Genomic DNA, 23,103 nt, shown 5'->3' with positions numbered 1-23,103 from the left:
CTTGAGGGCATTGAGAGGGATCTGATGGGAATCGAGGAGAAGCTGCCGAGCGGCTTTCTGCTCACGACCGTGGAGACGGCCGCCGGCTGGGTGCGCAAGGCGTCGCTCTTCCCGGCCACCTTCGGGCTGGCCTGCTGCGCGATCGAGATGATGACCACCGGTGCGGGCCGCTACGACCTGGCCCGGTTCGGCATGGAGGTGTTCCGGGGCTCACCCCGGCAGGCCGACCTGATGATCGTAGCGGGCCGGGTGAGCCAGAAGATGGCGCCCGTGTTGCGCCAGGTCTACGACCAGATGGCCAATCCGAAGTGGGTCATCTCGATGGGCGTCTGCGCCTCCTCGGGCGGGATGTTCAACAACTACGCGATCGTGCAGGGCGTCGACCACATCGTCCCGGTGGACATCTACCTGCCCGGCTGTCCGCCCCGCCCGGAGATGCTGATGGACGCGATCCTGAAGCTGCACGACAAGATCCAGCACGAGCCGCTCGGCGTGAACAAGCGCCGCGCCGAGGAGCTGGGCGAGGCGCTCGCGCTGCAGGCGACCCCGGTCAGCGAGATGCGGGGGCTGCTGCGATGAACGACCAGGTACCCGAGACCCGCCGCGAGCACCCGCACCGCGAGATCCCGGTCGAGGTGGTCGGCCGCCGGCAGGGCATGTTCGGCGCCCAGGGCAGCGGCGACACCTCCGGCTTCGGCGGGCTGGTCGCCCCGATCGCCCTGCCGCCGGCCGCCGAGCGCCCGTACGGCGGCTGGTTCGACGAGGTCGCCGACGAGCTGGAGGGCGCCCTGGAGGAACAGGGCCTCGACCCGGCCGAGGTGATCGAGAAGACCGTCGTCGACCGCGCCGAGCTCACCTTCCACATCGCCCGCGAGCACCTGCTGCGCACCGCCCGCACCCTGCGCGACGACCCGGCGCTGCGCTTCGAGCTCTGCCTCGGGGTGAGCGGCGTGCACTACCCGGGCGACCGGGGCCGCGAACTGCACGCGGTCTACCACCTGCGCTCGATCACCCACGGCCGGCTGATCCGGCTGGAGGTCACCGCGCCGGACAGCGACCCGCGCATCCCGTCCGTGGTCAGCGTCTACCCGACCAACGACTGGCACGAGCGCGAGGCCTACGACTTCTTCGGCCTGGTCTTCGAGGGGCACCCGGGGCTCACCCGGATCATGATGCCGGACGACTGGCTGGGCCACCCGCAGCGCAAGGACTACCCGCTCGGCGGCATCCCCGTCGAGTACAAGGGCGCCCAGATCCCGGCGCCCGACCAGCGGAGGTCGTACAGCTGATGAACACCCAGCACTACGAGGAGACGCACCAGGACGGCACCGCCGAGGCGGGCACCCGGGACACCACCGAGGGCCGGGTCTTCACGGTCACCGGCGGTGACTGGGGCGAGGTGGTCGAGGCCGTCGGCCGGGCCGACGACGAGCGCATCATCGTCAACATGGGCCCCCAGCACCCCTCCACCCACGGGGTGTTGCGGCTGATCCTGGAGATCGACGGCGAGACGGTGACGGAGGCCCGCTGCGGCATCGGCTACCTCCACACCGGCATCGAGAAGAACATGGAGTTCCGCAACTGGGTCCAGGGCACCACCTTCGTGACCCGCATGGACTACCTGACCCCGCTGTTCAACGAGACCGCCTACTGCCTGGCGGTCGAGAAGCTGCTCGGCATCACCGACGACGTCCCCGAGCGGGCCAACGTCATCCGGGTGCTGATGATGGAGCTCAACCGGATCGCCTCCCACCTGGTCTGCCTGGCCACCGGCGGCATGGAGATCGGCTCCACCACGCTGATGATCTACGGCTTCCGCGACCGCGAGCTGATCCTGGACGTCTTCGAACTGGTCACCGGCCTGCGGATGAACCACGCGTACGTCCGCCCCGGCGGCCTCGCCCAGGACTTCCCGCCCGGCGCGGTCGACCAGATCCGCGAGGCCGTGAAGACCTTCCGCTCCCGGATGCACGAGTACGACAAACTCGCCACCGGCAACCCGGTGTTCAAGGCCCGCCTGGTCGACGTCGGCTTCCTCGACCTGCCCGGCTGCCTCGCCCTCGGCGCCACCGGGCCGATCCTGCGCGCCACCGGCCTGCCGCACGACCTGCGCAAGACCGACCCGTACTGCGGCTACGAGAACTACGACTTCGAGGTCGCGATCGCCGACAGCGCCGACTCCTACGGCCGCTTCCTGATCCGCCTGGAGGAGATGAAGCAGTCGCTGCGGATCGTCGAGCAGTGCCTGGACCGGCTGCGTCCCGGCCCGGTCATGGTGGCCGACAAGAAGATCGCCTGGCCGGCCCAACTCGCCGTCGGCCCGGACGGGATGGGCAACTCCCTCGACCACATCCGGAAGATCATGGGCACCTCCATGGAGGCCCTGATCCACCACTTCAAGCTGGTCACCGAGGGCTTCCGGGTCCCGGCCGGCCAGGCCTACGCGGCGGTCGAGTCGCCCAAGGGCGAGCTGGGCGTGCACGTGGTCAGCGACGGCGGGACCCGCCCGTACCGGGTCCACTTCCGGGACCCGTCGTTCACCAATCTGCAGACGATGGCGGCGATGTGCGAGGGCGGCCAGGTGGCCGACGTCATCGTCGCGGTGGCCGGGATCGACCCGGTGATGGGAGGCGTGGACCGGTGACAGACGTCCAACTGGGGATGCCGGCGCTGCCGGCCAGGCCGTACCCCGAGGAGGTGCACGCCCGGCTGGCCGCCGACGCCGCGGAGCTGATCGGCCGCTACCCGGTGGCCCGGTCCGCCCTGCTGCCGCTGCTGCACCTGGTGCAGGCCGAGGAGGGCTTCGTCAGCCCGACCGGCATCCGGTTCTGCGCGGAGCAGCTGGAGCTCACCACCGCCGAGGTCACCGCCGTCGCCACCTTCTACACGATGTACCGGCGCCAGCCCGCCGGCGAGTACCACGTCGGGGTCTGCACCAACACCCTGTGCGCGGTGCTCGGCGGCGACCAGATCTTCGCCGAGCTCCAGGAGCACCTCGGGATCACGAACAACGAGACCACCGAGGACGGCCGGATCTCCATCGAGCACATCGAGTGCAACGCGGCCTGCGACTACGCGCCCGTGGTGATGGTCAACTGGGAGTTCTTCGACAACCAGACGCCGGAGAGCGCCAAGCGGCTGGTCGACGACCTGCGCGCGGGCCGCGAGGCCGCCCCCACCCGGGGCGCCCGGCTCTGCTCCTTCAAGGAGACCGCCCGGATCCTGGCCGGCTTCCCCGACGAGCGCCCCGGCGCCGTCGACGAGTCCGGCGCCGGCGGCGCCCCCTCGCTGGCCGGCCTGCGGCTGGCCCGCGGCGAGGCCCTGCCCGGCACCGGCGGCACCCGCGTCGTCTCCCCCCGCCACGCGGGCACCGGCCAGGAAGGGAGTGAAGCGTGATGACCTCCGCCGAGCCGGCCGAGAAGCTGCTCACCCCCGTCCTCTCCGCCTGCTGGGACGACACCCGCCCCTGGAGCCTGGCCACCTACCGCCGCCACGCCGGGTACGAGGGGCTCCGGGCCGCCCTCGCGATGCCCCCGGACGACGTGATCGCCCTGGTCAAGGACGCCGGCCTGCGCGGCCGCGGCGGCGCCGGCTTCCCCACCGGCATGAAGTGGCAGTTCATCCCGCAGAACGACGGCAAGCCGCACTACCTGGTGGTCAACGCGGACGAGTCCGAGCCGGGCACCTGCAAGGACATCCCGCTGATGTTCGCCAACCCGCACTCGCTGATCGAGGGCATGATCATCGCGGCCTACGCGATCCGCTGCGACCACGCCTTCATCTACCTGCGCGGCGAGGTCGTGCCGGTGCTGCGCCGGCTCCAGGCCGCCGTCGCCGAGGCCTACGAGGCCGGACTGCTCGGCCGGGACGTCCTCGGCTCCGGCCTCGACCTGGACATCACCGTCCACGCCGGCGCCGGCGCGTACATCTGCGGCGAGGAGACGGCCCTGCTCGACTCGCTGGAGGGGCGCCGCGGCCAGCCGAGGCTGCGCCCGCCGTTCCCGGCCATCGCCGGCCTCTACGCCTGCCCGACCGTGGTCAACAACGTCGAGTCGATCGCCTCGGTGCCGCCGATCCTGGCCCGGGGCAAGGACTGGTTCAAGGGCCTGGGCACCGAGAAGTCCCCCGGTTTCACGCTCTACTCGCTCTCCGGCCACGTCACCAACCCCGGCCAGTACGAGGCCCCGCTCGGCATCACCCTGCGCCAGCTGCTCGACATCAGCGGCGGCATCCGCCCCGGCCACCGGCTCAAGTTCTGGACCCCGGGCGGCTCCTCCACCCCGATGTTCACCGACGAGCACCTCGACGTCCCGCTCGACTACGAGGGCGTCGGCGCGGCCGGCTCGATGCTCGGCACCAAGGCCCTGCAGGTCTTCGACGAGACGACCTGCGTGGTCCGCGCGGTGACCCGCTGGACCGAGTTCTACGCCCACGAGTCCTGCGGCAAGTGCACCCCCTGCCGCGAGGGCACCTACTGGCTGGTCCAGCTGCTCAAGCGGATCGAGGCCGGCCAGGGCGCCGAGGGCGACCTCGAGAAGCTCCTCGACATCGCCGACAACATCAACGGCAAGTCCTTCTGCGCCCTGGGCGACGGCGCGGCCAGCCCGATCGTCTCCTCGCTCCAGCACTTCCGGGCCGAGTACGAGCAGCACCTCGTCGAGCGCCGCTGCCCGTTCGACCCGGCCGCCTCCACTGTCTGGGCCGACGGCCCCCGCCCCGGCCACCAGTCCGCCACCGAAAGGGAGGTGCACGCGTGACGATCACAGAACCCTCCACCTCCAAGGGCGGCCAGGCCGCGGTCGAGCTGGTCACGCTCACCATCGACGGCGTCGAAGTGCAGGTCCCCAAGGGGACGCTGGTGATCCGGGCCGCCGAGCAGATCGGCACCCAGATCCCGCGCTTCTGCGACCACCCGCTGCTCGACCCGGCCGGCGCCTGCCGGCAGTGCATCGTCGAGATCGAGGGCCAGCGCAAGCCGGTCGCCTCGTGCACCATCCCGGTCGCCGAGGGCATGGTGGTCCGCACCCAGCTCAGCTCGCCGGTCGCCGAGAAGGCCCAGCGCGGCGTGATGGAGCTGCTGCTGATCAACCACCCGCTGGACTGCCCGGTCTGCGACAAGGGCGGCGAGTGCCCGCTGCAGAACCAGGCGATGGCCACCGGGGACGCGGACTCCCGCTTCGAGGGGATGAAGCGCACCTACGAGAAGCCCCTGCCGATCAGCAGCCAGGTGCTGCTGGACCGGGAGCGCTGCGTGCTCTGCGCCCGCTGCACCCGGTTCTCCCAGCAGATCGCCGGCGACCCGTTCATCGACCTGGTCGAGCGCGGCGCCCTGCAGCAGGTCGGCACCGGCGAGGGCGACGACTTCGAGTCGTACTTCTCCGGCAACACCATCCAGATCTGCCCGGTCGGCGCCCTCACCTCGGCGGCCTACCGCTTCCGCTCCCGCCCGTTCGACCTGGTCTCCTCGCCGAGCGTCTGCGAGCACTGCTCGTCCGGCTGCGCCCAGCGCACCGACCACCGCCGCGGCAAGGTGCTGCGCCGGCTGGCCGGCGAGGACCCGGCGGTCAACGAGGAGTGGAACTGCGACAAGGGGCGGTTCGCCTTCCGCTACGCCCAGCAGCGCGACCGGATCACCGCCCCGCTGGTCCGGCGGGACGGCGAACTCGTCACCGCCTCCTGGCCGGAGGCGCTGGCCCGGGCGGCCGAGGGGCTGCGCGGGGTCCGCACCGGCGTGCTCACCGGCGGCCGGGTCACCGTCGAGGACGCCTACGCCTACGCCAAGTTCGCCCGGGTGGTGCTCGGCACCAACGACGTGGACTTCCGGGCCCGCCCGCACAGCGCCGAGGAGGCGGACTTCCTGGCCGCCGCGGTCGCCGGGCAGGGCGTGGACATCACCGGCGAGGGCGTGACCTACCAGGACCTGGAGGCCGCGCCGGTGGCGCTGCTGGTGGCCCTGGAGCCCGAGGAGGAGTCGCCGATCGTCTTCCTGCGGCTGCGCAAGGCCGACCGCGACCGAGGGCTCACGGTCTTCTCGATCGCCGCACACGCCTCCCGGGGCCTGGCCAAGCTGCACGGGGCGCTGCTGCCCGCCGCCCCCGGCACCGAGGCCGAGTGGCTGGCCGCGCTCGCCGCCGACGAGCCGCTCAACGACGACGCCGGGCGCGCCGCCGGACTGCTCCGCACCCCCGGCGCGGTGATCCTGGTCGGCGAGCGGGCCGCCGCCGCACCGGGCGCGCTCACCGCCGCGCTGCGGCTGGCACACGCCACCGGCGCCCGGCTCGCCTGGATCCCCCGGCGGGCCGGCGAGCGCGGCGCGGTCGAGGCGGGCGCGCTGCCCGGCCTGCTGCCGGGCGGCCGCCCGGTCACCGTCCCGGCCGCCCGGGCCGAGGCCGCCGCCGCCTGGGGCGTGCCGGGCCTGCCCGAGGGCCCCGGCCGGGACACCGGGGAGATCCTCGCGGCCGCCGCCCGCGGCGAACTCGACGCACTGCTGGTCGGCGGCCTCGATCCGGAGGACCTGGCCGACCCGGCGCGGGCCGAGGAGGCGCTGGCCGCCGTCCCGTTCGTGGTCTCGCTGGAGCTGCGCCCGTCCGCCGTCACCGCGCACGCCGACGTGGTGCTGCCGGTGGCCGCGGTCGCCGAGAAGGCCGGCACCTTCCTGGACTGGGAGGGCCGGGTGCGGATGTTCGAGGCCGCGCTCAAGCCGGACCAGCAGATGGGCCGTCACCTGCACCCGGACCTGCGGGTGCTGAACATGCTCGCCGACGCGCTGGGCCACCGGCTCGGCCTGCCCGACGTCCGCGCCGCCCGGCTGGAGCTGGACCGGTTCGCGCCCTGGGCCGGCGAGCGCCCGGCCGCCCCGGCCGCCCACCCCGGCCTGCTGCCCCGCCCGGCCACCGGCCAGGCGGTGCTGGCCGGCTGGCGCCTGCTGCTCGACCGCGGCTCGCTCCAGCAGGGCGACCCGCACCTGGCCGGCACCCGGCACCGCGCCCTCGCCCGGATCTCGCCGACCACCGCCGAGGAGATCGGCGCCACGGGCGCCCCCGCGCTGCGGCTGACCGGCCCGGCCGGCTCGGTCACCCTGCCGCTGGAGATCAGCAAGGAGATGCCCGACCGCACGGTCTGGATCCCGCTCAACTCCACCCCGGGCGGCGCCCACCGCACGCTCGGCACCACCATCGGCCACCTGGTCACCATCGCCCCGGCCCAGGGCGTCGAGCCCGACGAGGAGGAGAAGTGAACCCCACCTCGCACCCGCTCGCCGGGTACGACCTCGCCGCGTACGAGACGCTCGGCTTCTTCGGCCGCGACCCCTGGTGGCTGGTCCTGCTCAAGGCGGTGTTCTGCTTCGCCTTCCTGGTCGGCACGGTGCTCGTGGCGATCGTCTGGGAGCGCAAGGTGGTGGCCTGGATGCAGCTGCGCATCGGGCCCAACCGGCACGGCCCCTGGGGCCTGCTGCAGTCGCTGGCCGACGGCGTGAAGCTGGCGCTCAAGGAAGACCTGGTGGTCAAGGGCGCCGACAAGGCGGTCTACATCCTGGCCCCGATCGTCTGCGCGATCCCGGCGTTCATGGCCTTCGCGGTGATCCCGTTCGGCCCGGCCGGCAACGAGATCTCGATCTTCGGCACCCGGACGCCGATGCAGCTGACCGACTTCCCGGTGGCGCTGCTGTACATCCTGGCCACCGCCTCGGTCGGCATCTACGGCATCGTGCTGGCCGGCTGGTCCTCCGGCTCGACCTACCCGCTGCTCGGCGGCCTGCGCTCCTCGGCCCAGATGATCAGCTACGAGATCGCGATGGGCCTGTCCTTCGCGGCGGTGTTCATCTACTCCGGCTCGATGTCCACCTCGGAGATCGTCTCCTCGCAGCAGCCGACCTGGTTCGCGGTGCTGCTGCCGGTGTCGTTCATCGTCTACATCGTGGCGATGGTCGGCGAGACCAACCGCGCGCCCTTCGACCTCCCGGAGGCCGAGGGCGAACTGGTCGGCGGCTTCAACACCGAGTACTCCTCGCTGAAGTTCGCGATGTTCATGCTGGCCGAGTACGTCAACATGGTCACCGTCTCGGCCGTCGCCTCCACCCTGTTCCTGGGCGGCTGGCGGGCCCCCTGGCCGGTCTCCACCTTCTGGGAGGGCGCCAACCACGGCTGGTGGCCGATGCTCTGGATCGTCCTCAAGATCCAGCTGCTGCTGTTCTTCTTCATCTGGCTGCGCGGCACCCTGCCCCGGTTCCGCTACGACCAGTTCATGAAGCTCGGCTGGAAGGTGCTCATCCCGGTCTCGCTGGTCTGGCTGGTGATGGTGGCCTCGGTCCGGGCCCTGCGCAACGAGGGCTACGGCTTCGGCGAGGTGGTGCTGTACGTCGGCGCCCCGGTCGGCGCGCTGCTGCTGCTCGGCCTGCTGCGGGACGTCGTGAAGCGCCGGCCGGAGACCGAGGACGGCGCGCCGAGCGGCGAGTTCGACCCGACGGCCGGCGGCTACCCGGTGCCGCCGCTGCCCGGCCAGCAGCTCCCGCCGGTCCCGCGCCGGCCCAGCCGCGCCCCGAAGCAACTCCAGGACGCCCTCAACGGGGCCGACCATTCCGAAGGGAGCTGAACCGAGATGTCGTCCGACAACCCCCGGACCGACCGGCCCGAGCGGGCCGAGAAGCCGTCCATCCTCGGACCGGCCGCCGGCTTCGGCGTGACCTTCAAGGCCATGTTCAAGAAGCGGCTCACCGAGCAGTACCCGGAGCAGAAGAAGCCCACCGCCCCGCGCTTCCACGGCCGCCACCAGCTCAACCGGCACCCGGACGGCCTGGAGAAGTGCGTCGGCTGCGAGCTGTGCGCCTGGGCCTGCCCGGCCGACGCCATCTACGTCGAGGGCGCGGACAACCGGGAGGAGGAGCGCTACTCGCCCGGTGAGCGCTACGGCGCGGTGTACCAGATCAACTACGCCCGCTGCATCCTGTGCGGCCTGTGCATCGAGGCCTGCCCGACCCGGGCGCTCACCATGACCAACGAGTACGAGCTCGCGGACTCCTCCCGCAAGGACCTCATCTTCACCAAGGAGCAGCTGCTGGTCGGCCTCTCCGAGGGCATGGTCGACACCCCGCACGCGATCTTCCCGGGCGTCGACGAGGGCGCGTACTACCGGGGCGAGATCACCGCCGCGGCGCCGGGCACCGAGCGCCAGGAGCGCACCGACCGGGAGAAGGAGGCGCAGTCGTGACCGCCGCCCCCGCCACCCTCGCCGCCGTCACCGGCGCGACCTCCACCGGCGAGGCCGTCCAGTTCTGGGTGCTCGCGGTGATCGCCGTCGGCGGCGCCCTCGGCATGCTGCTGATGAAGAAGGCGGTGCACAGCGCGCTCTGCCTGGCCGCCACCATGCTCGCCCTGGCGGTCTGTTACATGGCCCAGGGCGCGGTGTTCCTGGGCGTGGTGCAGATCGTCGTCTACACCGGCGCGATCATGATGCTCTTCCTGTTCGTGGTGATGCTGGTCGGTGTGACCAGCGCGGACTCGCTGAAGGAGCAGCTGAAGGGCCAGCGGTTCGCCGCCGTGGTCTGCGGCCTCGGCTTCGGGGTGCTGCTGGTCGCCGGGATCGCCAACGCCAGGCTGGACACCTTCACGGGCCTCGGCGAGGCCAACGCCGAGGGCAACGTCCAGGGCCTGGCCCGGCTGATCTTCACCAAGTACGTCTGGGCCTTCGAGGTCACCGGTGCGCTGCTGATCACGGCCGCGATCGGCGCCATGGTGCTGACCCACCGCGAGCACGTGAAGGCCCCGAAGACCCAGCGCGAGCTGGCCGCCCAGCGGGTCGCGGACAACCTCCAGGTCCCGCCGATGCCCGCGCCCGGCGTCTACGCCCGGCACAACGCGGTGGACATCCCGGGCCTGCTGCCGGACGGCACGATCGCCGAGGACTCGGTCATGGCGACCCTGCGCGAGCGCGGCCAGATCCGCGACGTCAGCCAGGAGATGCTGGCCCGGATGGCCGAGCTGGAGTCCAGCACCGCCGACTGGCTGGGCCGCCCGCCGTCCGAGCGCCCGCCGGTGACCGGCCCGCGCCAGGCACTCGAGCCGGTGGCCGCCCGCCACAAGGCGCCGGCGAACCGCCCGGCGTCCGACCACGACGAGGAGGGGGCGGAGTGAATCCGGTCAACTACCTCTATCTCTCCGCCCTGTTGTTCACCATCGGCGCCTCCGGCGTCCTGATCCGGCGGAACGCGATCGTCCTGTTCATGTGTGTCGAACTGATGCTCAACGCCTCCAATCTGGCGCTGGTCACCTTCTCCCGGATGCACGGCAACCTGGACGGCCAGATCATCGCGTTCTTCACCATGGTGGTCGCGGCGGCCGAGGTCGTGGTCGGCCTCGCGATCATCGTCTCGATCTTCCGGACCAGGCACTCCGCCTCGGTCGACGACAGCAACCTGATGAAGCTGTAGGCGGAGGACCTCGGTGAACTCTCTCATTCCGCTGCTGGTCGCGGCCCCGCTGGCCGGCGCCGCCCTGCTGCTGCTCGGCGGCCGGGCCTTCGACCGGTTCGGCCACTGGCTGGCCACCGCGCTCGCCGCACTGTCCTTCGGCTTCGGCCTCGCGCTGTTCTCCTCCATGCTGGGGCGGGACGCCGAGGAACGCGCCGTCACCGAGCACCTGTTCAGCTGGATCCCGGTGAACGGCTTCCAGGCCGACATCTCGTTCCAGCTCGACCAGCTCTCGATGACCTTCGTCCTGCTGATCACCGGCGTGGGCACGCTCATCCACCTCTACTCGGTGGGCTACATGGCGCACGACGAGCGCCGGCGCCGCTTCTTCGCCTATCTGAACCTCTTCCTGGCGGCGATGCTGCTGCTGGTGGTCGCCGACAACTACCTGCTGCTGTACTTCGGCTGGGAGGGCGTGGGCCTCGCCTCGTACCTGCTGATCGGCTTCTGGCAGCACAAGCCGAGCGCCGCGACGGCCGCCAAGAAGGCGTTCATCGTCAACCGCGTCGGCGACCTGGGCCTGTCCATCGCGATCATGCTGATGTTCGTCGAGTTCGGCTCCTTCGCCTTCGAGCCGGTCTTCGCCAACGCCGGCGAGGCGAGCGAGGGCAAGCTGACCGCGATCGGCCTGATGCTGCTGCTCGCCGCCTGCGGCAAGTCCGCGCAGGTGCCGCTGCAGTCCTGGCTCGGGGACGCGATGGAGGGCCCGACCCCGGTCTCCGCGCTGATCCACGCGGCCACCATGGTCACCGCCGGCGTCTACCTGATCACCCGCTCCGGGGCGATCTTCAACCTGGCGCCGGACGCCCAGACCGCCGTCGTGGTGGTCGGCGCGGTCACCCTGCTGTTCGGTGCGATCGTCGGTTGCGCCAAGGACGACATCAAGAAGGCGCTGGCCGGCTCGACCATGTCGCAGATCGGCTACATGATCCTCGCGGCCGGCCTCGGCCCGATCGGCTACGCCTTCGCGATCATGCACCTGGTGACCCACGGCTTCTTCAAGGCCGGACTGTTCCTCGGCGCCGGGTCGGTCATGCACGGCATGAACGACGAGGTGAACATGCGTCACTACGGCGGCCTGTGGAAGCATATGCGGGTCACCTTCATCACCTTCGGCCTCGGCTACCTGGCCATCATCGGCTTCCCGGGCCTGTCCGGCTTCTTCTCCAAGGACAAGATCATCGAGGCGGCGTTCGCCAAGGGCGGCACCGAGGGCTGGATCCTCGGCCTGTGCACCCTGACCGGCGCCGCGGTCACCGCGTTCTACATGACCCGGGTGATGATCCTGACCTTCTTCGGCGAGAAGCGCTGGCAGCCGGACGCCCAGGGCAACGACCCGCACCCGCACGAGTCGCCGCGCACCATGACGGTTCCGATGATCGTGCTGGCGTTCGGCTCGGTGTTCGCGGGCGGGCTGTTCGCGTTCAACAGCTCCTTCCTCCACTGGCTGGAGCCGGTCACCGGCCACGAGGAGGGGAACTCCCCGCTCGCCCCGCTGGTGGTGACCCTGCTCACCAGCGCCTGCATGGTGGTCGGCGTCGCGCTCTCCTACCTGATGTACGGCCGTTCCGCCGTCCCGGTGGTGCCGCCCTACGGCTCCCCGCTCACCCGGGCCGCCCGCCGCGACCTCCTCCAGGACGACCTCAACCACGCCGTCCTGGTCCGCCCCGGCTCGGCGCTCACCGCCACCCTGGTGTACTTCGACAGCCGCGGCCTGGACGGCTTCGTCAACGGCCTGGCCGCCACCATCGGCGGCGTCTCCAGCCGGCTGCGACGGATCCAGAACGGCTACGTCCGCTCGTACGCGCTCTCCATGTTCGGCGGCACGCTGGTGCTGGTCGCCACGACTCTCCTGATGAGGTCCGTCTGATGATTCCCCATCACACACACCGTCAGGAGGCCGGGGCATGAGCGTCCTCCTCACCGCCACCTGCGCGGTTCCGGCGGCCGGGGCGGTGGTCACCGCCGCCCTGCCGGCCGGGACCACCGAGGGCCGGCGGCGGGCCGCGAAGACCGCGGCACTGGCCTTCTCCGCCGCCACCCTGGCCCTGGCGGCCGTGGTCGCCGTGCGGTTCGACCCGGACGGCGCGCGCTACCAGCTGACCGAGTCCTACAGCTGGATCCGCTCCTTCGGCATCACCTTCGCGCTCGGCGTGGACGGCATCGGCGCCGTCCTCGCCCTGCTCACCGCCGTGCTGGTGCCGGTGGTGCTGCTCGCCTCCTGGCACGACGCCGACCCGGTCGCCCCGGCGCCGCAGGGGACGTCCGACCCCAACACCTTTGAGGCGCGGCGCCGCACCCAGGGCTTCTTCGCCCTGGTCCTGGCGGTGGAGGCGATGGTGATCGTCTCCTTCTACGCCACCGACGTCTTCGTCTTCTACGTGTTCTTCGAAGCCATGCTGATCCCGATGTACTTCCTCATCGGCGGCTTCGGCGACCGGGCGGGCGGCCCCGAGTCGGCCCGTCAGCGCTCCTACGCGGCGGTCAAGTTCCTGCTGTACAACCTGCTCGGCGGCCTGGTCATGCTGGCCGCCGTGATCGGCCTGTACGTGATCGCGCAGGACCAGGGCCTGGCCACCTTCGACCTCCAGACGCTCACCGGCGCGGTCGCCGACGGCCGGCTGCGGTTCAGCGGCACCGCCGAGAAGGCGCTGTTCCTCGGCTTCTTCTTCGCCTTCGCGGTCAAGGCCCCGCTCTGGCCGCTGCACACCTGGCTGCCGAACGCGATGGGCGAGGCCACCGCCGGCACCGCCGTACTGATCACCGCCGTGGTCGACAAGGTCGGCACCTTCGCGATGCTCCGCTTCTGCCTCGGGCTGTTCCCGGACGCCTCGAAGACCTTCGCCCCGGCGATCCTGGTCCTCTCGGTGATCGGGATCATCTACGGCGCGCTGCTGGCCATCGGCCAGAAGGACATCAAGCGGCTGGTGGCCTACGCCTCGATCTCGCACTTCGGCTTCATCATCATGGGCATCTTCGCGCTGACCAGCCAGGGCCAGAGCGGAGCCACCCTCTACATGGTCAACCACGGCATCTCCACCGCCGCGTGGATGCTGGTGGCCGGCTTCTTGATCTCCCGCCGCGGCTCCCGGCTGATCGCCGACTACGGCGGCGTGCAGAAGGTCGCCCCGGTGCTCGCCGGCACCTTCCTCATCGGCGGCCTGGCCACCCTGTCGCTGCCCGGACTGGCGCCCTTCGTCAGCGAGTTCCTCGTCCTGGTCGGCACCTTCACCCGGTACCCCGCGATCGGCATCGTCGCCACCCTCGGCATCGTGCTCGCCGCGCTGTACGCCCTGCTGCTCTACCAGCGCACCATGACCGGCCCGGTCAAGGAGGGCGTCAGCGGCATCACGGACCTCAAGACCCGCGAACTCGTCGTGGTGGCCCCGCTGGTGGCGCTGACCGTGCTGCTCGGCGTCTACCCGAAGCCGCTCACCGACCTCGTCAACCCCTCGGTGGACGCGACCCTCTCGCAGATCCACCAGACCGACCCGGCACCGGCCCACCCGGTCGCCGCCGACCACGGGACCGACCAGGACGGGACCGCCCGCTCAGGAGGTGAGCACAAGTGAGCAGCAGCGGATGGTTCGCCGCCACCGGCGGCGGCACCCAGAGCATCCCCGTACCGCACATCGAGTACGGCCAACTCTCGCCGATGCTGGTGGTGTTCGGCGCCGCCGTGACCGGCGTCCTGCTGGAGGCCTTCCTGCCCCGGCGGCTTCGGCACTGGGCCCAGGTGGTGACCGCGCTGACCGGCCTGGCCGGCGCGTTCGTCGCCGTCCTGGTGCTCGCCGCCCAGGGCTACGGCACCACCAAGGTCGACGCGGTCGCGATGGGCTCGGTCGCCCTGGACGGTCCGACGCTCTTCCTCCAGGGCGTCATCCTGCTGGTCGCGGTGGTCGCGGTGCTGACCTACGCCGAGCGCCGGCTGGAGCCCAAGGCCGGGGGAGCGCCGGCCGACGCGTTCGCCGCCCAGGCCTCCGCCACCCCCGGCGGCGAGCAGGAGCGCGGCGCGATCCGGGCCGGCTTCACCACGAGCGAGGTCTTCCCGCTCACCATGTTCGCGGTCGGCGGGATGCTGCTGTTCCCGGCCGCCAACGACCTGCTGACCATGTTCGTGGCGCTGGAGGTCTTCTCCCTCCCGCTCTACCTGCTCTGCGCGCTGGCCCGGCGCCGCCGGCTGCTCTCCCAGGAGGCGGCGGTCAAGTACTTCCTGCTCGGCGCCTTCGCCTCGGCGTTCTTCCTGTTCGGCACCGCGCTGCTGTACGGCTTCGCGGGCAGCGTGCGGCTCGGCGAGATCGCCGACGTCATCTCCGGCAACGCGCTGCTCACCCCGGCGCTGGTCTCCTCGACCCAGAACGACGCCCTGCTGCTGGTGGGCCTGGCGATGCTGGCGGTCGGCCTGCTCTTCAAGGTCGGCGCGGTGCCGTTCCACGCCTGGACCCCGGACGTCTACCAGGGCGCGCCGACCCCGGTCACCGGCTTCATGGCGGCGGCGACCAAGGTGGCCGCGTTCGGCGCCGTGCTGCGGCTGTTCTACGTGGCCTTCCCGGCCCTGCGGCTGGACTGGCGGCCGGTGCTCTGGGGTGTGGCGATCCTCACCATGGTGGTCGGCGCGGTCCTCGCCGTCACCCAGCAGGACGTCAAGCGGCTGCTCGCCTACTCCTCGATCGCGCACGCCGGCTTCATCCTCACCGGCGTGATCGCCAGCAACCGGCAGGGCGTCGGCTCGGTGCTGTTCTACCTGCTGGCGTACTCCTTCGTGACGCTCGGCGCGTTCGCCGTGGTCACCCTGGTGCGCGACTCCAAGGGCGAGGCCACCCACCTGTCCAGCTGGGCGGGCCTGGGCCGGCGCTCCCCGCTGGTCGCGGCGGTCTTCGCGCTCTTCCTGCTGGCCTTCGCGGGCATCCCGCTGACCTCCGGGTTCACCGGGAAGTTCGCGGTGTTCCAGGCCGCGGCGGCCGGCGGGGCCACCCCGCTGGTGATCGTGGGCGTGCTCAGTTCGGCGGTCGCGGCGTTCTTCTACATCCGGGTCATCGTGCTGATGTTCTTCTCCGACCCGCAGCCGGGCGGCCCGACCGTGGCCATCCCGAGCGGCTTCACGGCGACCGCGATCGGCGTCGGCGTCGTGGTGACGGTGGGCCTCGGAGTGCTGCCGCAGTACTTCCTGGACCTCGCCTCGAAGGCCGTGTTCTTCGTCGGCTGACCGCCCGCCGACGGCCCGGCCGACCGCCCCGCGGCGGCCGGGACCACCGCTCCCCCGACCGTCCGGGTCGCGCCCGCCGGCGTGGCCCGGACGGTCGTCGGGGTATCCGCGCTGGCCAGCGGGGACGCCTCGGGCATGACGGAGCCGCACGCCCGTGCAGTGATCCACTCGCGACCGGATACCCTGCCTGTATGGCCAGCGGCGGCACTCAGGGACCGGGCCGCTAGATCGACCAGGGACAGAGGAGTGGTCTTCGTGACCGTCGTGGGACCCTTTGGGCTCAGCGTGCAGGACCGCGATCTGACCCGCGACGTCCAGGCCGGGATGGACGCGGTGGAAATCGCGCTCACCGACGCCGTGAAGAGTGACGTCCCGTTCATCACCGTCACCGCCAGCCATCTGATGGAGGCCGGCGGCAAGCGCTTCCGCCCGCTGCTGGTGCTGCTCGCCGCCCAGTTCGGCGACGCCAACGCGCCCGGGGTGGTCCCGGCCGCCGTCGTCGTGGAGCTCACCCACCTCGCCACGCTCTACCACGACGACGTCATGGACGAGGCCCCGGTGAGACGCGGCGCCCCCAGCGCCAACTCGCGCTGGGACAACTCGGTCGCCATCCTGACCGGCGACTTCCTGTTCTCCCGCGCCTCCCAGGTGCTCGCCGACCTCGGCCCGGAGGCCGTCCGGCTGCAGGCCGACGCGTTCGAGCGGCTGGTCACCGGCCAGATCCTGGAGACCGCCGGCCCCGGCCCCGAGGACGACCCGCTCGACCACTACCTGAACGTGCTGGCCGGCAAGACCGGCTCGCTGATCGCCGTCTCCTGCCGGATAGGAGCGCTGGCGGCCGGCGCCGAGCCGTGGGTGATCGACATCCTCAGCTCCTTCGGCGAGCGGATCGGCATCGCCTTCCAGCTGGCCGACGACGTCCTGGACATCGCCAGCGACGGCCACGAGTCCGGCAAGACCCCCGGCACCGACCTGCGCGAGGGCGTGGAGACGCTGCCGACCCTGCTGCTGCGCCAGACGCCCGCCGACCCGGCCGACCCGGCGGACGCCCGGCTGCGCGAGCTGCTCCGCAAGGACCTCTCCGACGACGAACTGCACGCCGAGGCGCTGCGGCTGCTGCGCCGCCACCCGGCGCTGGAGCACGCCCGCCGGGAGACCCTGCGGCACGCCGAGGAGGCCCGCGCGATGCTGGACCCGCTCCCGGACGGCCCGGCCAAGGAGGCGCTGCAGGCGCTCTGCGACTCGGTGGCCATCCGCACCATGTGACGGCGGGCGGCCCGCCCGGGGCGGGCGCGGCGAATTGCCGCCCGCGGCCCCGAGGGCTGCGCGGATGGGGGAGACTGACACCCGTCAGCACCGTGTCCGCACCGCCCACCCGGAAGGCCGCCATGCTTCGCGTCGTCATTGCCGAGGACTCCGTACTGCTGCGGGAGGGCCTGACCCGGCTGCTCACCGACCGCGGCCTGGAGGTCGTGGCCGGCGTCGGGGACGGTGAAGCGCTGATCAAGACGATCCACGACCTGGCCGCCGGCGGCACGCTGCCCGATGTGGTGGTCTCCGACGTGCGGATGCCCCCCTCCCACACCGACGAGGGCCTGCGCGCCTGCGTCACCCTGCGCGGCCTCTACCCGGGGCTCGGCGTGCTGGTGCTGTCGCAGTTCGTCGAGGAGCGCTACGCCTCCGAACTGCTGGCCGGTTCCACCCGTGGCGTCGGCTACCTGCTGAAGGACCGGGTGGCCGAGGTCCGCGAGTTCGTGGACGCGGTGGTCCGGGTCGCCGAGGGCGGCACCGCGCTGGACCCGGAGGTCGTCCAGCAGCTGCTGAGCCGCAGCCGCAAGGGCGATGTGCTGGCCAGGCTGACCCCGCGCGAGCGCGAGGTGCTGGGGCTGATGGCGGAGGGCCGGACCAACACCGCGGTGGCCAAGCAGCTGGTGGTCTCGGAGGGCGCGGTGGAGAAGCACGTCAGCAACATCTTCCTCAAGCTGGGCCTCTCGCAGAGCGCCGGGGACCACCGTCGGGTCCTTGCGGTGCTTACTTATCTGAATTCCTGACCGGCCCGCCGCCGGGCCGTTCGAAGAGCGCGTTCGTGTCCGAACCGAAGGGTCGCTCCAGGGTCCGAAACCGGTCGTCCACGGTGTTTTCCTCGGGTGCGGCGGTGATTTTCCGCCGCATCGGGGAGTTCCGTCCAAGGCAATCCTTACCCGCATAGGATGCGAGAGGTGCACCAGGCGGACGGGGCACACGGCTCACGCCCGCGGCTGGTGCCCACGAGGAGGTCCGCGGCAGTGACCAGTCAGGTCGATCAGTCGGAAGCGGTGGACGGCTCGGACGGCGACGAGGGCCGCTCCGGGCCCGGTGGGGGCCGCTCCGGCCCTGTCGTGCCGGTCGCTCCGCAGCACCGGGGCGCCAAGCCGATCCGCCGCCTGGACCGGGTGATCATCAGGTTCGCCGGTGACTCCGGCGACGGCATGCAGCTCACCGGTGACCGCTTCACCTCGGAGACGGCGTCCTTCGGCAACGACCTCTCCACCCTGCCCAACTTCCCGGCCGAGATCCGCGCCCCCGCCGGAACGCTGCCGGGCGTCTCGTCCTTCCAACTCCACTTCGCCGACCACGACATCCTGACCCCGGGGGACGCGCCCAACGTCCTGGTGGCGATGAACCCGGCCGCCCTCAAGGCCAACCTCCCCGACCTGCCGCGCGGCGCGGAGATCATCGTCAACACCGACGAGTTCACCAAGCGCGCGCTGGCCAAGGTCGGGTACGGCGCGGACCCGCTGGGGGACGGCTCGCTGCAGGGCTTCCACCTGCACAAGGTGCCGCTCACCACGCTGACCCTGGAGGCGCTCAAGGACAGCGGGCTCGCCCGCAAGGACGCCGAGCGGGCCAAGAACATGTTCGCGCTGGGCCTGCTGTCCTGGATGTACCACCGGCCGACCCACGGCACCGAGTCCTTCCTGCGCACCAAGTTCGCCAAGAAGCCGCAGATCGCCGAGGCCAACATCAGCGCCTTCCGGGCCGGTTGGAACTTCGGGGAGACCACCGAGACCTTCGCGGTGTCCTACGAGGTGCCGCCGGCCAAGCTGCCGCCGGGCCGCTACCGCAACATCTCCGGCAACCTGGCGCTGTCCTACGGCCTGATCGCCGCCTCCCGGCGCTCCGGGCTGCCGCTCTACCTGGGCTCCTACCCGATCACCCCGGCCTCGGACATCCTGCACGAGCTCAGCCGGCACAAGAACTTCGGCGTGCGCACCTTCCAGGCCGAGGACGAGATCGCCGGCATCGGCGCGGCGCTCGGCGCGGCCTTCGGCGGCGCGCTCGGCGTGACCACCACCTCCGGCCCCGGCGTGGCGCTCAAGAGCGAGACCATCGGCCTGGCCGTCTCGCTCGAACTCCCGCTGCTGGTCGTGGACATCCAGCGCGGCGGCCCGTCCACCGGCCTGCCCACCAAGACCGAGCAGGCCGACCTGCTGCAGGCGATGTTCGGCCGCAACGGCGAGGCCCCGGTGCCGATCGTGGCCCCGGCCACCCCGGCCGAGTGCTTCGACGCGGCGCTGGAGGCGGCCCGGATCGCGGTCACCTACCGCACCCCGGTCTTCCTGCTCTCGGACGGCTACCTGGCCAACGGCTCGGAGCCCTGGCGGATCCCGGCGGTCGACGAACTGCCCGCGATCGAACCGGACTTCGCGACCGCGCCGAACCGGGAGGACGGCGAGTTCTGGCCCTACCAGCGCGATCCCCGGACGCTCGCCCGCCCGTGGGCGCTGCCCGGCACGCCCGGCCTGGAGCACCGGATCGGCGGCATCGAGAAGCAGGACGGCACCGGCAACATCTCCTACGACCCGGCCAACCACGACCTCATGGTCCGCACCCGGCAGGCCAAGGTGGACGGCATCGCGGTGCCCGACACGGGGGTCGACGACCCCGACGGCGAGGCCCGGGTCCTGGTGCTCGGCTGGGGTTCGACGTACGGCCCGATCACCGCGGCGGTCCGCCGGGTGCGGGCGGACGGTGGCCGGATCGCCCAGGCGCACCTACGCCACCTCAATCCGTTCCCGGCCGATCTCGGGACGGTGCTGCGGAGTTACGACAAGGTCGTCGTGCCCGAGATGAACCTCGGCCAGCTGGCGCTGCTGCTGCGCGCCAGGTACCTGGTGGACGCGGAGTCCTACAACCAGGTGCGCGGCCTGCCGTTCAAGGCGGCGCAGTTGGCGGACGTGCTGTGGGCGGCGATCGGCGCCCTGGACGAGGAGGACAACCGATGAGCGAGCAGTTCCGCTCGTTGCAGCTGGTCCCGAAGGCCGAGGCGCCGCAGAGCGCCAAGGAGTTCAAGACCGACCAGGAGGTGCGCTGGTGTCCGGGCTGCGGTGACTACGCGATCCTGGCCGCGGTGCAGGCCTTCATGCCGGAACTGGGGATCAGACGGGAGAACACCGTCTTCGTCTCGGGCATCGGCTGCTCGTCCCGGTTCCCCTACTACATGAACACCTACGGGATGCACTCGATCCACGGCCGCGCCCCGGCGATCGCCACCGGGCTGGCGACCTCCCGGCGCGACCTCAGCGTCTGGGTGGTGACCGGGGACGGCGACGCGCTGTCGATCGGCGGCAACCATCTGATCCACGCGCTGCGCCGCAATGTGAATCTGAAGATCCTGCTGTTCAACAACCGTATCTACGGCCTGACCAAGGGCCAGTACTCGCCGACCAGCGAGGTCGGGAAGATCACCAAGTCCACGCCGATGGGCTCGCTGGACGCCCCGTTCAACCCGCTCTCGCTGGCCATCGGCGCGGAGGCCACCTTCGTCGCCCGGACCATCGACTCCGACCGCCGGCACCTCCAGACGGTGCTGCGGGCGGCGGCCGAGCACGAGGGGACGGCGCTGGTCGAGATCTACCAGAACTGCAACATCTTCAACGACGGCGCGTTCGAGGTGCTGAAGGACGCCGACACCCGGGACGAGGCGCTGATCCGGCTGGAGCACGGGCAGCCGGTCCGCTTCGGCGCGGACCGCGCCCAGGGCGTCTTCCGGGGCGCCGACGGCGAGCTGTTCGTCGACGCCGTCACGGCGGAGAACGAGTCGGCCGTACTGGTCCACGACGCCCACGCGGCCGGCCCGGCGACGGCGTTCGCGCTCTCCCGGATCGCCGACGCGGACACCCTGCACCACACCCCGATCGGCGTGCTGCGCGACGTCCGCCGCCCGGTGTACGACGAGCTGATGGCCGACCAGCTGGCCACCGCCGCCGCCGACCGCGGTGAGGGCGACCTGGGCGCGCTGCTCACCGGCGGTGACACCTGGACGGTCGACTGAGCCCGGCCACTTCGGCGGACACGGCGGCGCCCCCGGCCCTTCCCGGCCGGGGGCGCCGCCGTTGTGTCGCTACTGCTGCTGCCCGGCCCACTCCACCAGCTGGACCACGACCCCGTTCGGGTCGGTGACCTGGAAGAGCCTCTCGCCCCACGGCTCCTCGCGCAGCGGCATGGTGATCTCCACGCCGGCGGCCCGCAGCCGTGCCTCCTCGGCGGCCACGTCGGCGACCACGAAGGCCAGGATCAGCCCGGCGGCGACCTGGTCGCGGAAGCCCTCCGGGAGGACCTCGATCCCGCGCCGCAGGAGGACGACGTTCATCCCGGCGCTGTCGTGCCCGAGCGAGACGAACCCGTCCGCCGACATCTGCTCGGCGAACCCGAAGTGCTGCCGCAGGAACGACGCGGACGCCTCGATGTCCTCGACGGTGAGCGAAACGGCGGAGGAAGTGATCTGCATGCCCGATGACCCTTTCGTCGACGGTTATCCCGTACGCAGTACACTATACATAGTACGGAGAATCTGGGCACAGTGATCCCGGTCACACGGCGTGATCGGGTCAGTCGAGTCCGGGCAGGGGGTCCTGGTCGACCTCGTGGCGGGGCACCCGCTCGGACGGGTCGCGGCATTCGGGGCCGAGGCGCAGGATGCGCGACTCCGGGTCGTGCAGCGGGCGGTGGCAGCGGCGGCAGGTCACCCGGGGGCGGACGGCCTCGGGGGTGGCGGTGCCCGGCAGCGGGTCGGGGTCGGCGGCGGTCATGGCCCGACCGTACCGGCGGGCCGACGCGAGGGGGCCGACGTGAAAGGATCGGGTCCATGGCCAGTGACCGCAGCAGCGCCGGGGACCCGGCGCGCACGCTCGCGCTGCTCTGGGGCCTGTCGGCGCAGGAGAAGCCCGGCCGGCGCGGGCCCCGACAGGCGAAGTCCCCGGCGGAGATCGCCGCCGCCGCGATCGCGATCGCGGACGCCGAGGGGGTGGACGCCGTGACCATGCGGCGGGTCGCCCAGGAGCTCGGGGTGTCGCCGATGGCGCTCTACACCTATGTGCCCGGCAAGGCCGAACTGCTCGACCTGATGCTGGACACGGTCTACGCGGCGATGCCCCGCACCGCCCCGGACGGCGACGGCTGGCGGGCCCGGGCCGCCGCGGTTGCCGACGACAACCGCGCGCTGCACCGCGCCCACCCGTGGACGGTTTCGGTCGCCACCAGCCGCCCGCCGCTCGGGCCCGGCCTGATGGCGAAGTACGAGTACGAGCTGCGCGCCCTGGAGGGCGCCGGCCTGCCGGACGTCGAGCTGGACGCCGCGCTCACCCATCTGCTGGGCTTCGTGGAGACCTGTGCCCGGATGGCGGCGGACGAGCGCGCCGCGCGGCAGGAGAGCGCGCTGACCGACGCCCAGTGGTGGGCCGCCAACGCCGAGCTGCTCGCCCGGGTCTTCGACGCTGAGCGCCACCCCGTCGCGGCCCGGGTCGGCGCCGCCGCCGGCGAGGCGCACGGTGGCGCGTACGACCCGGACCACGCGTACGCCTTCGGCCTGGCCCGGGTGCTGGACGGCCTGGCGGCCCTCGTCGAGCGGCGCCGCGCCGAAGCCGGGGGGCGTTAGCGGCCCCGGGCGTCGTACTCGTCGCGCGCGGCCTGCACCGCGGCGACGCGCACCTCGGTCCAGTGCGCCAGCTCGGCGACCAGCCGGGCGGCCTCCCGGCCGAGCGGGGTCAGGCTGTAGTCGACCCGGGGCGGGATGACCGGGTGGGCCTCGCGCAGCACGAAGCCGTCGCGCTCCAGCGTCTGCAGCGTCTGGGCGAGCATCTTCTCGCTCACCCCGGTGATCCGGCGGCGCAGCTCGCTGAACCGGTAGCCGCGCTCGTGCAGCGCGCCCAGTACCAGCACGCCCCAGCGGCTGGTGACGTGCTCCAGGACGCCCCGGGACGGGCACATCCGGTCGAAGACGTCGGGCAGGGGCAGTGGGCGGGCCGGGGCGTCGGGGCCCGCCGCGGGCGCCGGGGACGCGGAGTTCATTACCTGCATGTCAGTACCCTACTTTGAAGTGCGTACTTACGAAAGGTTAGTGCCACCCCTAGGGTGAGTTCCGAAGCCGAAAGTTCAACGGACAACCACCCCA

General features: G+C 71.9%; 21 protein-coding genes. 18 read left to right on the top strand and 3 right to left on the bottom strand.

Annotated features, from left to right (window positions below; genetic code table 11):
* The first annotated feature begins 24 nt into the window (after positions 1–24).
* From ACFCLZ_RS17150 to ACFCLZ_RS17070, 17 genes are all read left to right on the top strand, one after another.
* Entirely contained in the window at positions 25–579 is a 555-nt protein-coding gene (locus tag ACFCLZ_RS17150; RefSeq protein WP_030300882.1) for an NADH-quinone oxidoreductase subunit B family protein, read from the top strand.
* Positions 576–1,289: an NADH-quinone oxidoreductase subunit C gene (locus ACFCLZ_RS17145; RefSeq protein ID WP_380285772.1), complete on the top strand. Its 714-nt coding sequence runs from the start codon at positions 576–578 to the stop codon at positions 1,287–1,289. Before ACFCLZ_RS17150 ends, ACFCLZ_RS17145 begins: the two co-directional genes overlap by 4 nt.
* The gene (locus ACFCLZ_RS17140) at positions 1,289–2,644 is read left to right on the top strand and encodes an NADH-quinone oxidoreductase subunit D (protein ID WP_380285771.1); all 1,356 of its coding nucleotides are present in this window, start codon (positions 1,289–1,291) and stop codon (positions 2,642–2,644) included. Before ACFCLZ_RS17145 ends, ACFCLZ_RS17140 begins: the two co-directional genes overlap by 1 nt.
* Complete coding sequence (gene nuoE / locus ACFCLZ_RS17135; RefSeq protein ID WP_380285770.1) at positions 2,641–3,396, top strand: NADH-quinone oxidoreductase subunit NuoE; 756 nt, start codon at positions 2,641–2,643, stop codon at positions 3,394–3,396. Before ACFCLZ_RS17140 ends, nuoE begins: the two co-directional genes overlap by 4 nt.
* Positions 3,396–4,757, top strand: a complete 1,362-nt coding sequence (nuoF, locus tag ACFCLZ_RS17130; RefSeq protein WP_380285769.1) for an NADH-quinone oxidoreductase subunit NuoF — start codon at positions 3,396–3,398, stop codon at positions 4,755–4,757. Before nuoE ends, nuoF begins: the two co-directional genes overlap by 1 nt.
* Positions 4,754–7,237 carry an NADH-quinone oxidoreductase subunit G gene (locus tag ACFCLZ_RS17125; protein WP_380285768.1) on the top strand — a complete coding sequence of 828 codons (2,484 nt, stop codon included), beginning with the start codon at positions 4,754–4,756 and terminating at the stop codon, positions 7,235–7,237. Before nuoF ends, ACFCLZ_RS17125 begins: the two co-directional genes overlap by 4 nt.
* Positions 7,234–8,592, top strand: a complete 1,359-nt coding sequence (gene nuoH, locus ACFCLZ_RS17120; protein ID WP_380285767.1) for an NADH-quinone oxidoreductase subunit NuoH — start codon at positions 7,234–7,236, stop codon at positions 8,590–8,592. Before ACFCLZ_RS17125 ends, nuoH begins: the two co-directional genes overlap by 4 nt.
* 6 nt (positions 8,593–8,598) lie before the next feature.
* Entirely contained in the window at positions 8,599–9,207 is a 609-nt protein-coding gene (nuoI, locus tag ACFCLZ_RS17115; RefSeq protein ID WP_380285766.1) for an NADH-quinone oxidoreductase subunit NuoI, read from the top strand.
* The gene (locus tag ACFCLZ_RS17110; RefSeq protein WP_380285765.1) at positions 9,204–10,130 is read left to right on the top strand and encodes an NADH-quinone oxidoreductase subunit J; all 927 of its coding nucleotides are present in this window, start codon (positions 9,204–9,206) and stop codon (positions 10,128–10,130) included. Before nuoI ends, ACFCLZ_RS17110 begins: the two co-directional genes overlap by 4 nt.
* Positions 10,127–10,426: an NADH-quinone oxidoreductase subunit NuoK gene (gene nuoK / locus ACFCLZ_RS17105; protein ID WP_030300898.1), complete on the top strand. Its 300-nt coding sequence runs from the start codon at positions 10,127–10,129 to the stop codon at positions 10,424–10,426. Before ACFCLZ_RS17110 ends, nuoK begins: the two co-directional genes overlap by 4 nt.
* 13 nt (positions 10,427–10,439) lie before the next feature.
* Complete coding sequence (nuoL, locus tag ACFCLZ_RS17100) at positions 10,440–12,335, top strand: NADH-quinone oxidoreductase subunit L (protein ID WP_380285764.1); 1,896 nt, start codon at positions 10,440–10,442, stop codon at positions 12,333–12,335.
* Positions 12,336–12,372: 37 nt separating this feature from the next.
* Positions 12,373–14,037: an NADH-quinone oxidoreductase subunit M gene (locus tag ACFCLZ_RS17095; protein ID WP_380285762.1), complete on the top strand. Its 1,665-nt coding sequence runs from the start codon at positions 12,373–12,375 to the stop codon at positions 14,035–14,037.
* Positions 14,034–15,671, top strand: coding sequence for an NADH-quinone oxidoreductase subunit NuoN (gene nuoN / locus ACFCLZ_RS17090; RefSeq protein ID WP_380285761.1), 1,638 nt, complete (start codon positions 14,034–14,036; stop codon positions 15,669–15,671). Before ACFCLZ_RS17095 ends, nuoN begins: the two co-directional genes overlap by 4 nt.
* A gap of 255 nt (positions 15,672–15,926) precedes the next feature.
* Positions 15,927–16,937 (top strand): polyprenyl synthetase family protein, encoded by a 1,011-nt coding sequence (locus tag ACFCLZ_RS17085; protein WP_380285760.1) that lies wholly within the window; start codon positions 15,927–15,929, stop codon positions 16,935–16,937.
* A 122-nt stretch (positions 16,938–17,059) separates the two neighbouring features.
* Positions 17,060–17,722, top strand: coding sequence for a LuxR C-terminal-related transcriptional regulator (locus tag ACFCLZ_RS17080; protein WP_380285759.1), 663 nt, complete (start codon positions 17,060–17,062; stop codon positions 17,720–17,722).
* A 234-nt stretch (positions 17,723–17,956) separates the two neighbouring features.
* On the top strand, positions 17,957–19,936 hold the full coding sequence (locus ACFCLZ_RS17075) for a 2-oxoacid:acceptor oxidoreductase subunit alpha (RefSeq protein ID WP_380285758.1): 1,980 nt from the start codon (positions 17,957–17,959) through the stop codon (positions 19,934–19,936).
* Complete coding sequence (locus ACFCLZ_RS17070) at positions 19,933–20,985, top strand: 2-oxoacid:ferredoxin oxidoreductase subunit beta (protein ID WP_380285757.1); 1,053 nt, start codon at positions 19,933–19,935, stop codon at positions 20,983–20,985. Before ACFCLZ_RS17075 ends, ACFCLZ_RS17070 begins: the two co-directional genes overlap by 4 nt.
* A 69-nt stretch (positions 20,986–21,054) precedes the next feature.
* On the opposite strand, the gene ACFCLZ_RS17065 is transcribed toward ACFCLZ_RS17070, so the two are convergent.
* Together ACFCLZ_RS17065 and ACFCLZ_RS17060 are read right to left on the bottom strand one after the other, a co-directional pair.
* Positions 21,055–21,441, bottom strand: a complete 387-nt coding sequence (locus ACFCLZ_RS17065) for a VOC family protein (RefSeq protein WP_380285756.1) — start codon at positions 21,439–21,441, stop codon at positions 21,055–21,057.
* A 100-nt stretch (positions 21,442–21,541) separates the two neighbouring features.
* Complete coding sequence (locus ACFCLZ_RS17060) at positions 21,542–21,742, bottom strand: DUF6011 domain-containing protein (RefSeq protein ID WP_380285755.1); 201 nt, start codon at positions 21,740–21,742, stop codon at positions 21,542–21,544.
* A gap of 56 nt (positions 21,743–21,798) precedes the next feature.
* On the opposite strand from ACFCLZ_RS17060, the gene ACFCLZ_RS17055 reads away from it, so the two are divergent.
* Positions 21,799–22,587 carry a TetR/AcrR family transcriptional regulator gene (locus ACFCLZ_RS17055; RefSeq protein WP_380285754.1) on the top strand — a complete coding sequence of 263 codons (789 nt, stop codon included), beginning with the start codon at positions 21,799–21,801 and terminating at the stop codon, positions 22,585–22,587.
* Here ACFCLZ_RS17055 and ACFCLZ_RS17050 read toward each other — a convergent pair.
* The gene (locus ACFCLZ_RS17050) at positions 22,584–23,009 is read right to left on the bottom strand and encodes a winged helix-turn-helix transcriptional regulator (RefSeq protein ID WP_380285752.1); all 426 of its coding nucleotides are present in this window, start codon (positions 23,007–23,009) and stop codon (positions 22,584–22,586) included. The genes ACFCLZ_RS17055 and ACFCLZ_RS17050 overlap by 4 nt on opposite strands.
* Positions 23,010–23,103: the final 94 nt, after the last annotated feature.

The sequence above is a fragment of the Kitasatospora purpeofusca genome (genome assembly GCF_042691725.1).
Taxonomy (GTDB): domain Bacteria; phylum Actinomycetota; class Actinomycetes; order Streptomycetales; family Streptomycetaceae; genus Kitasatospora; species Kitasatospora purpeofusca_B.
The sequence above is the reverse complement of the archived record's forward strand: the minus strand, read 5'-3'. Positions and strand labels throughout refer to the sequence as shown.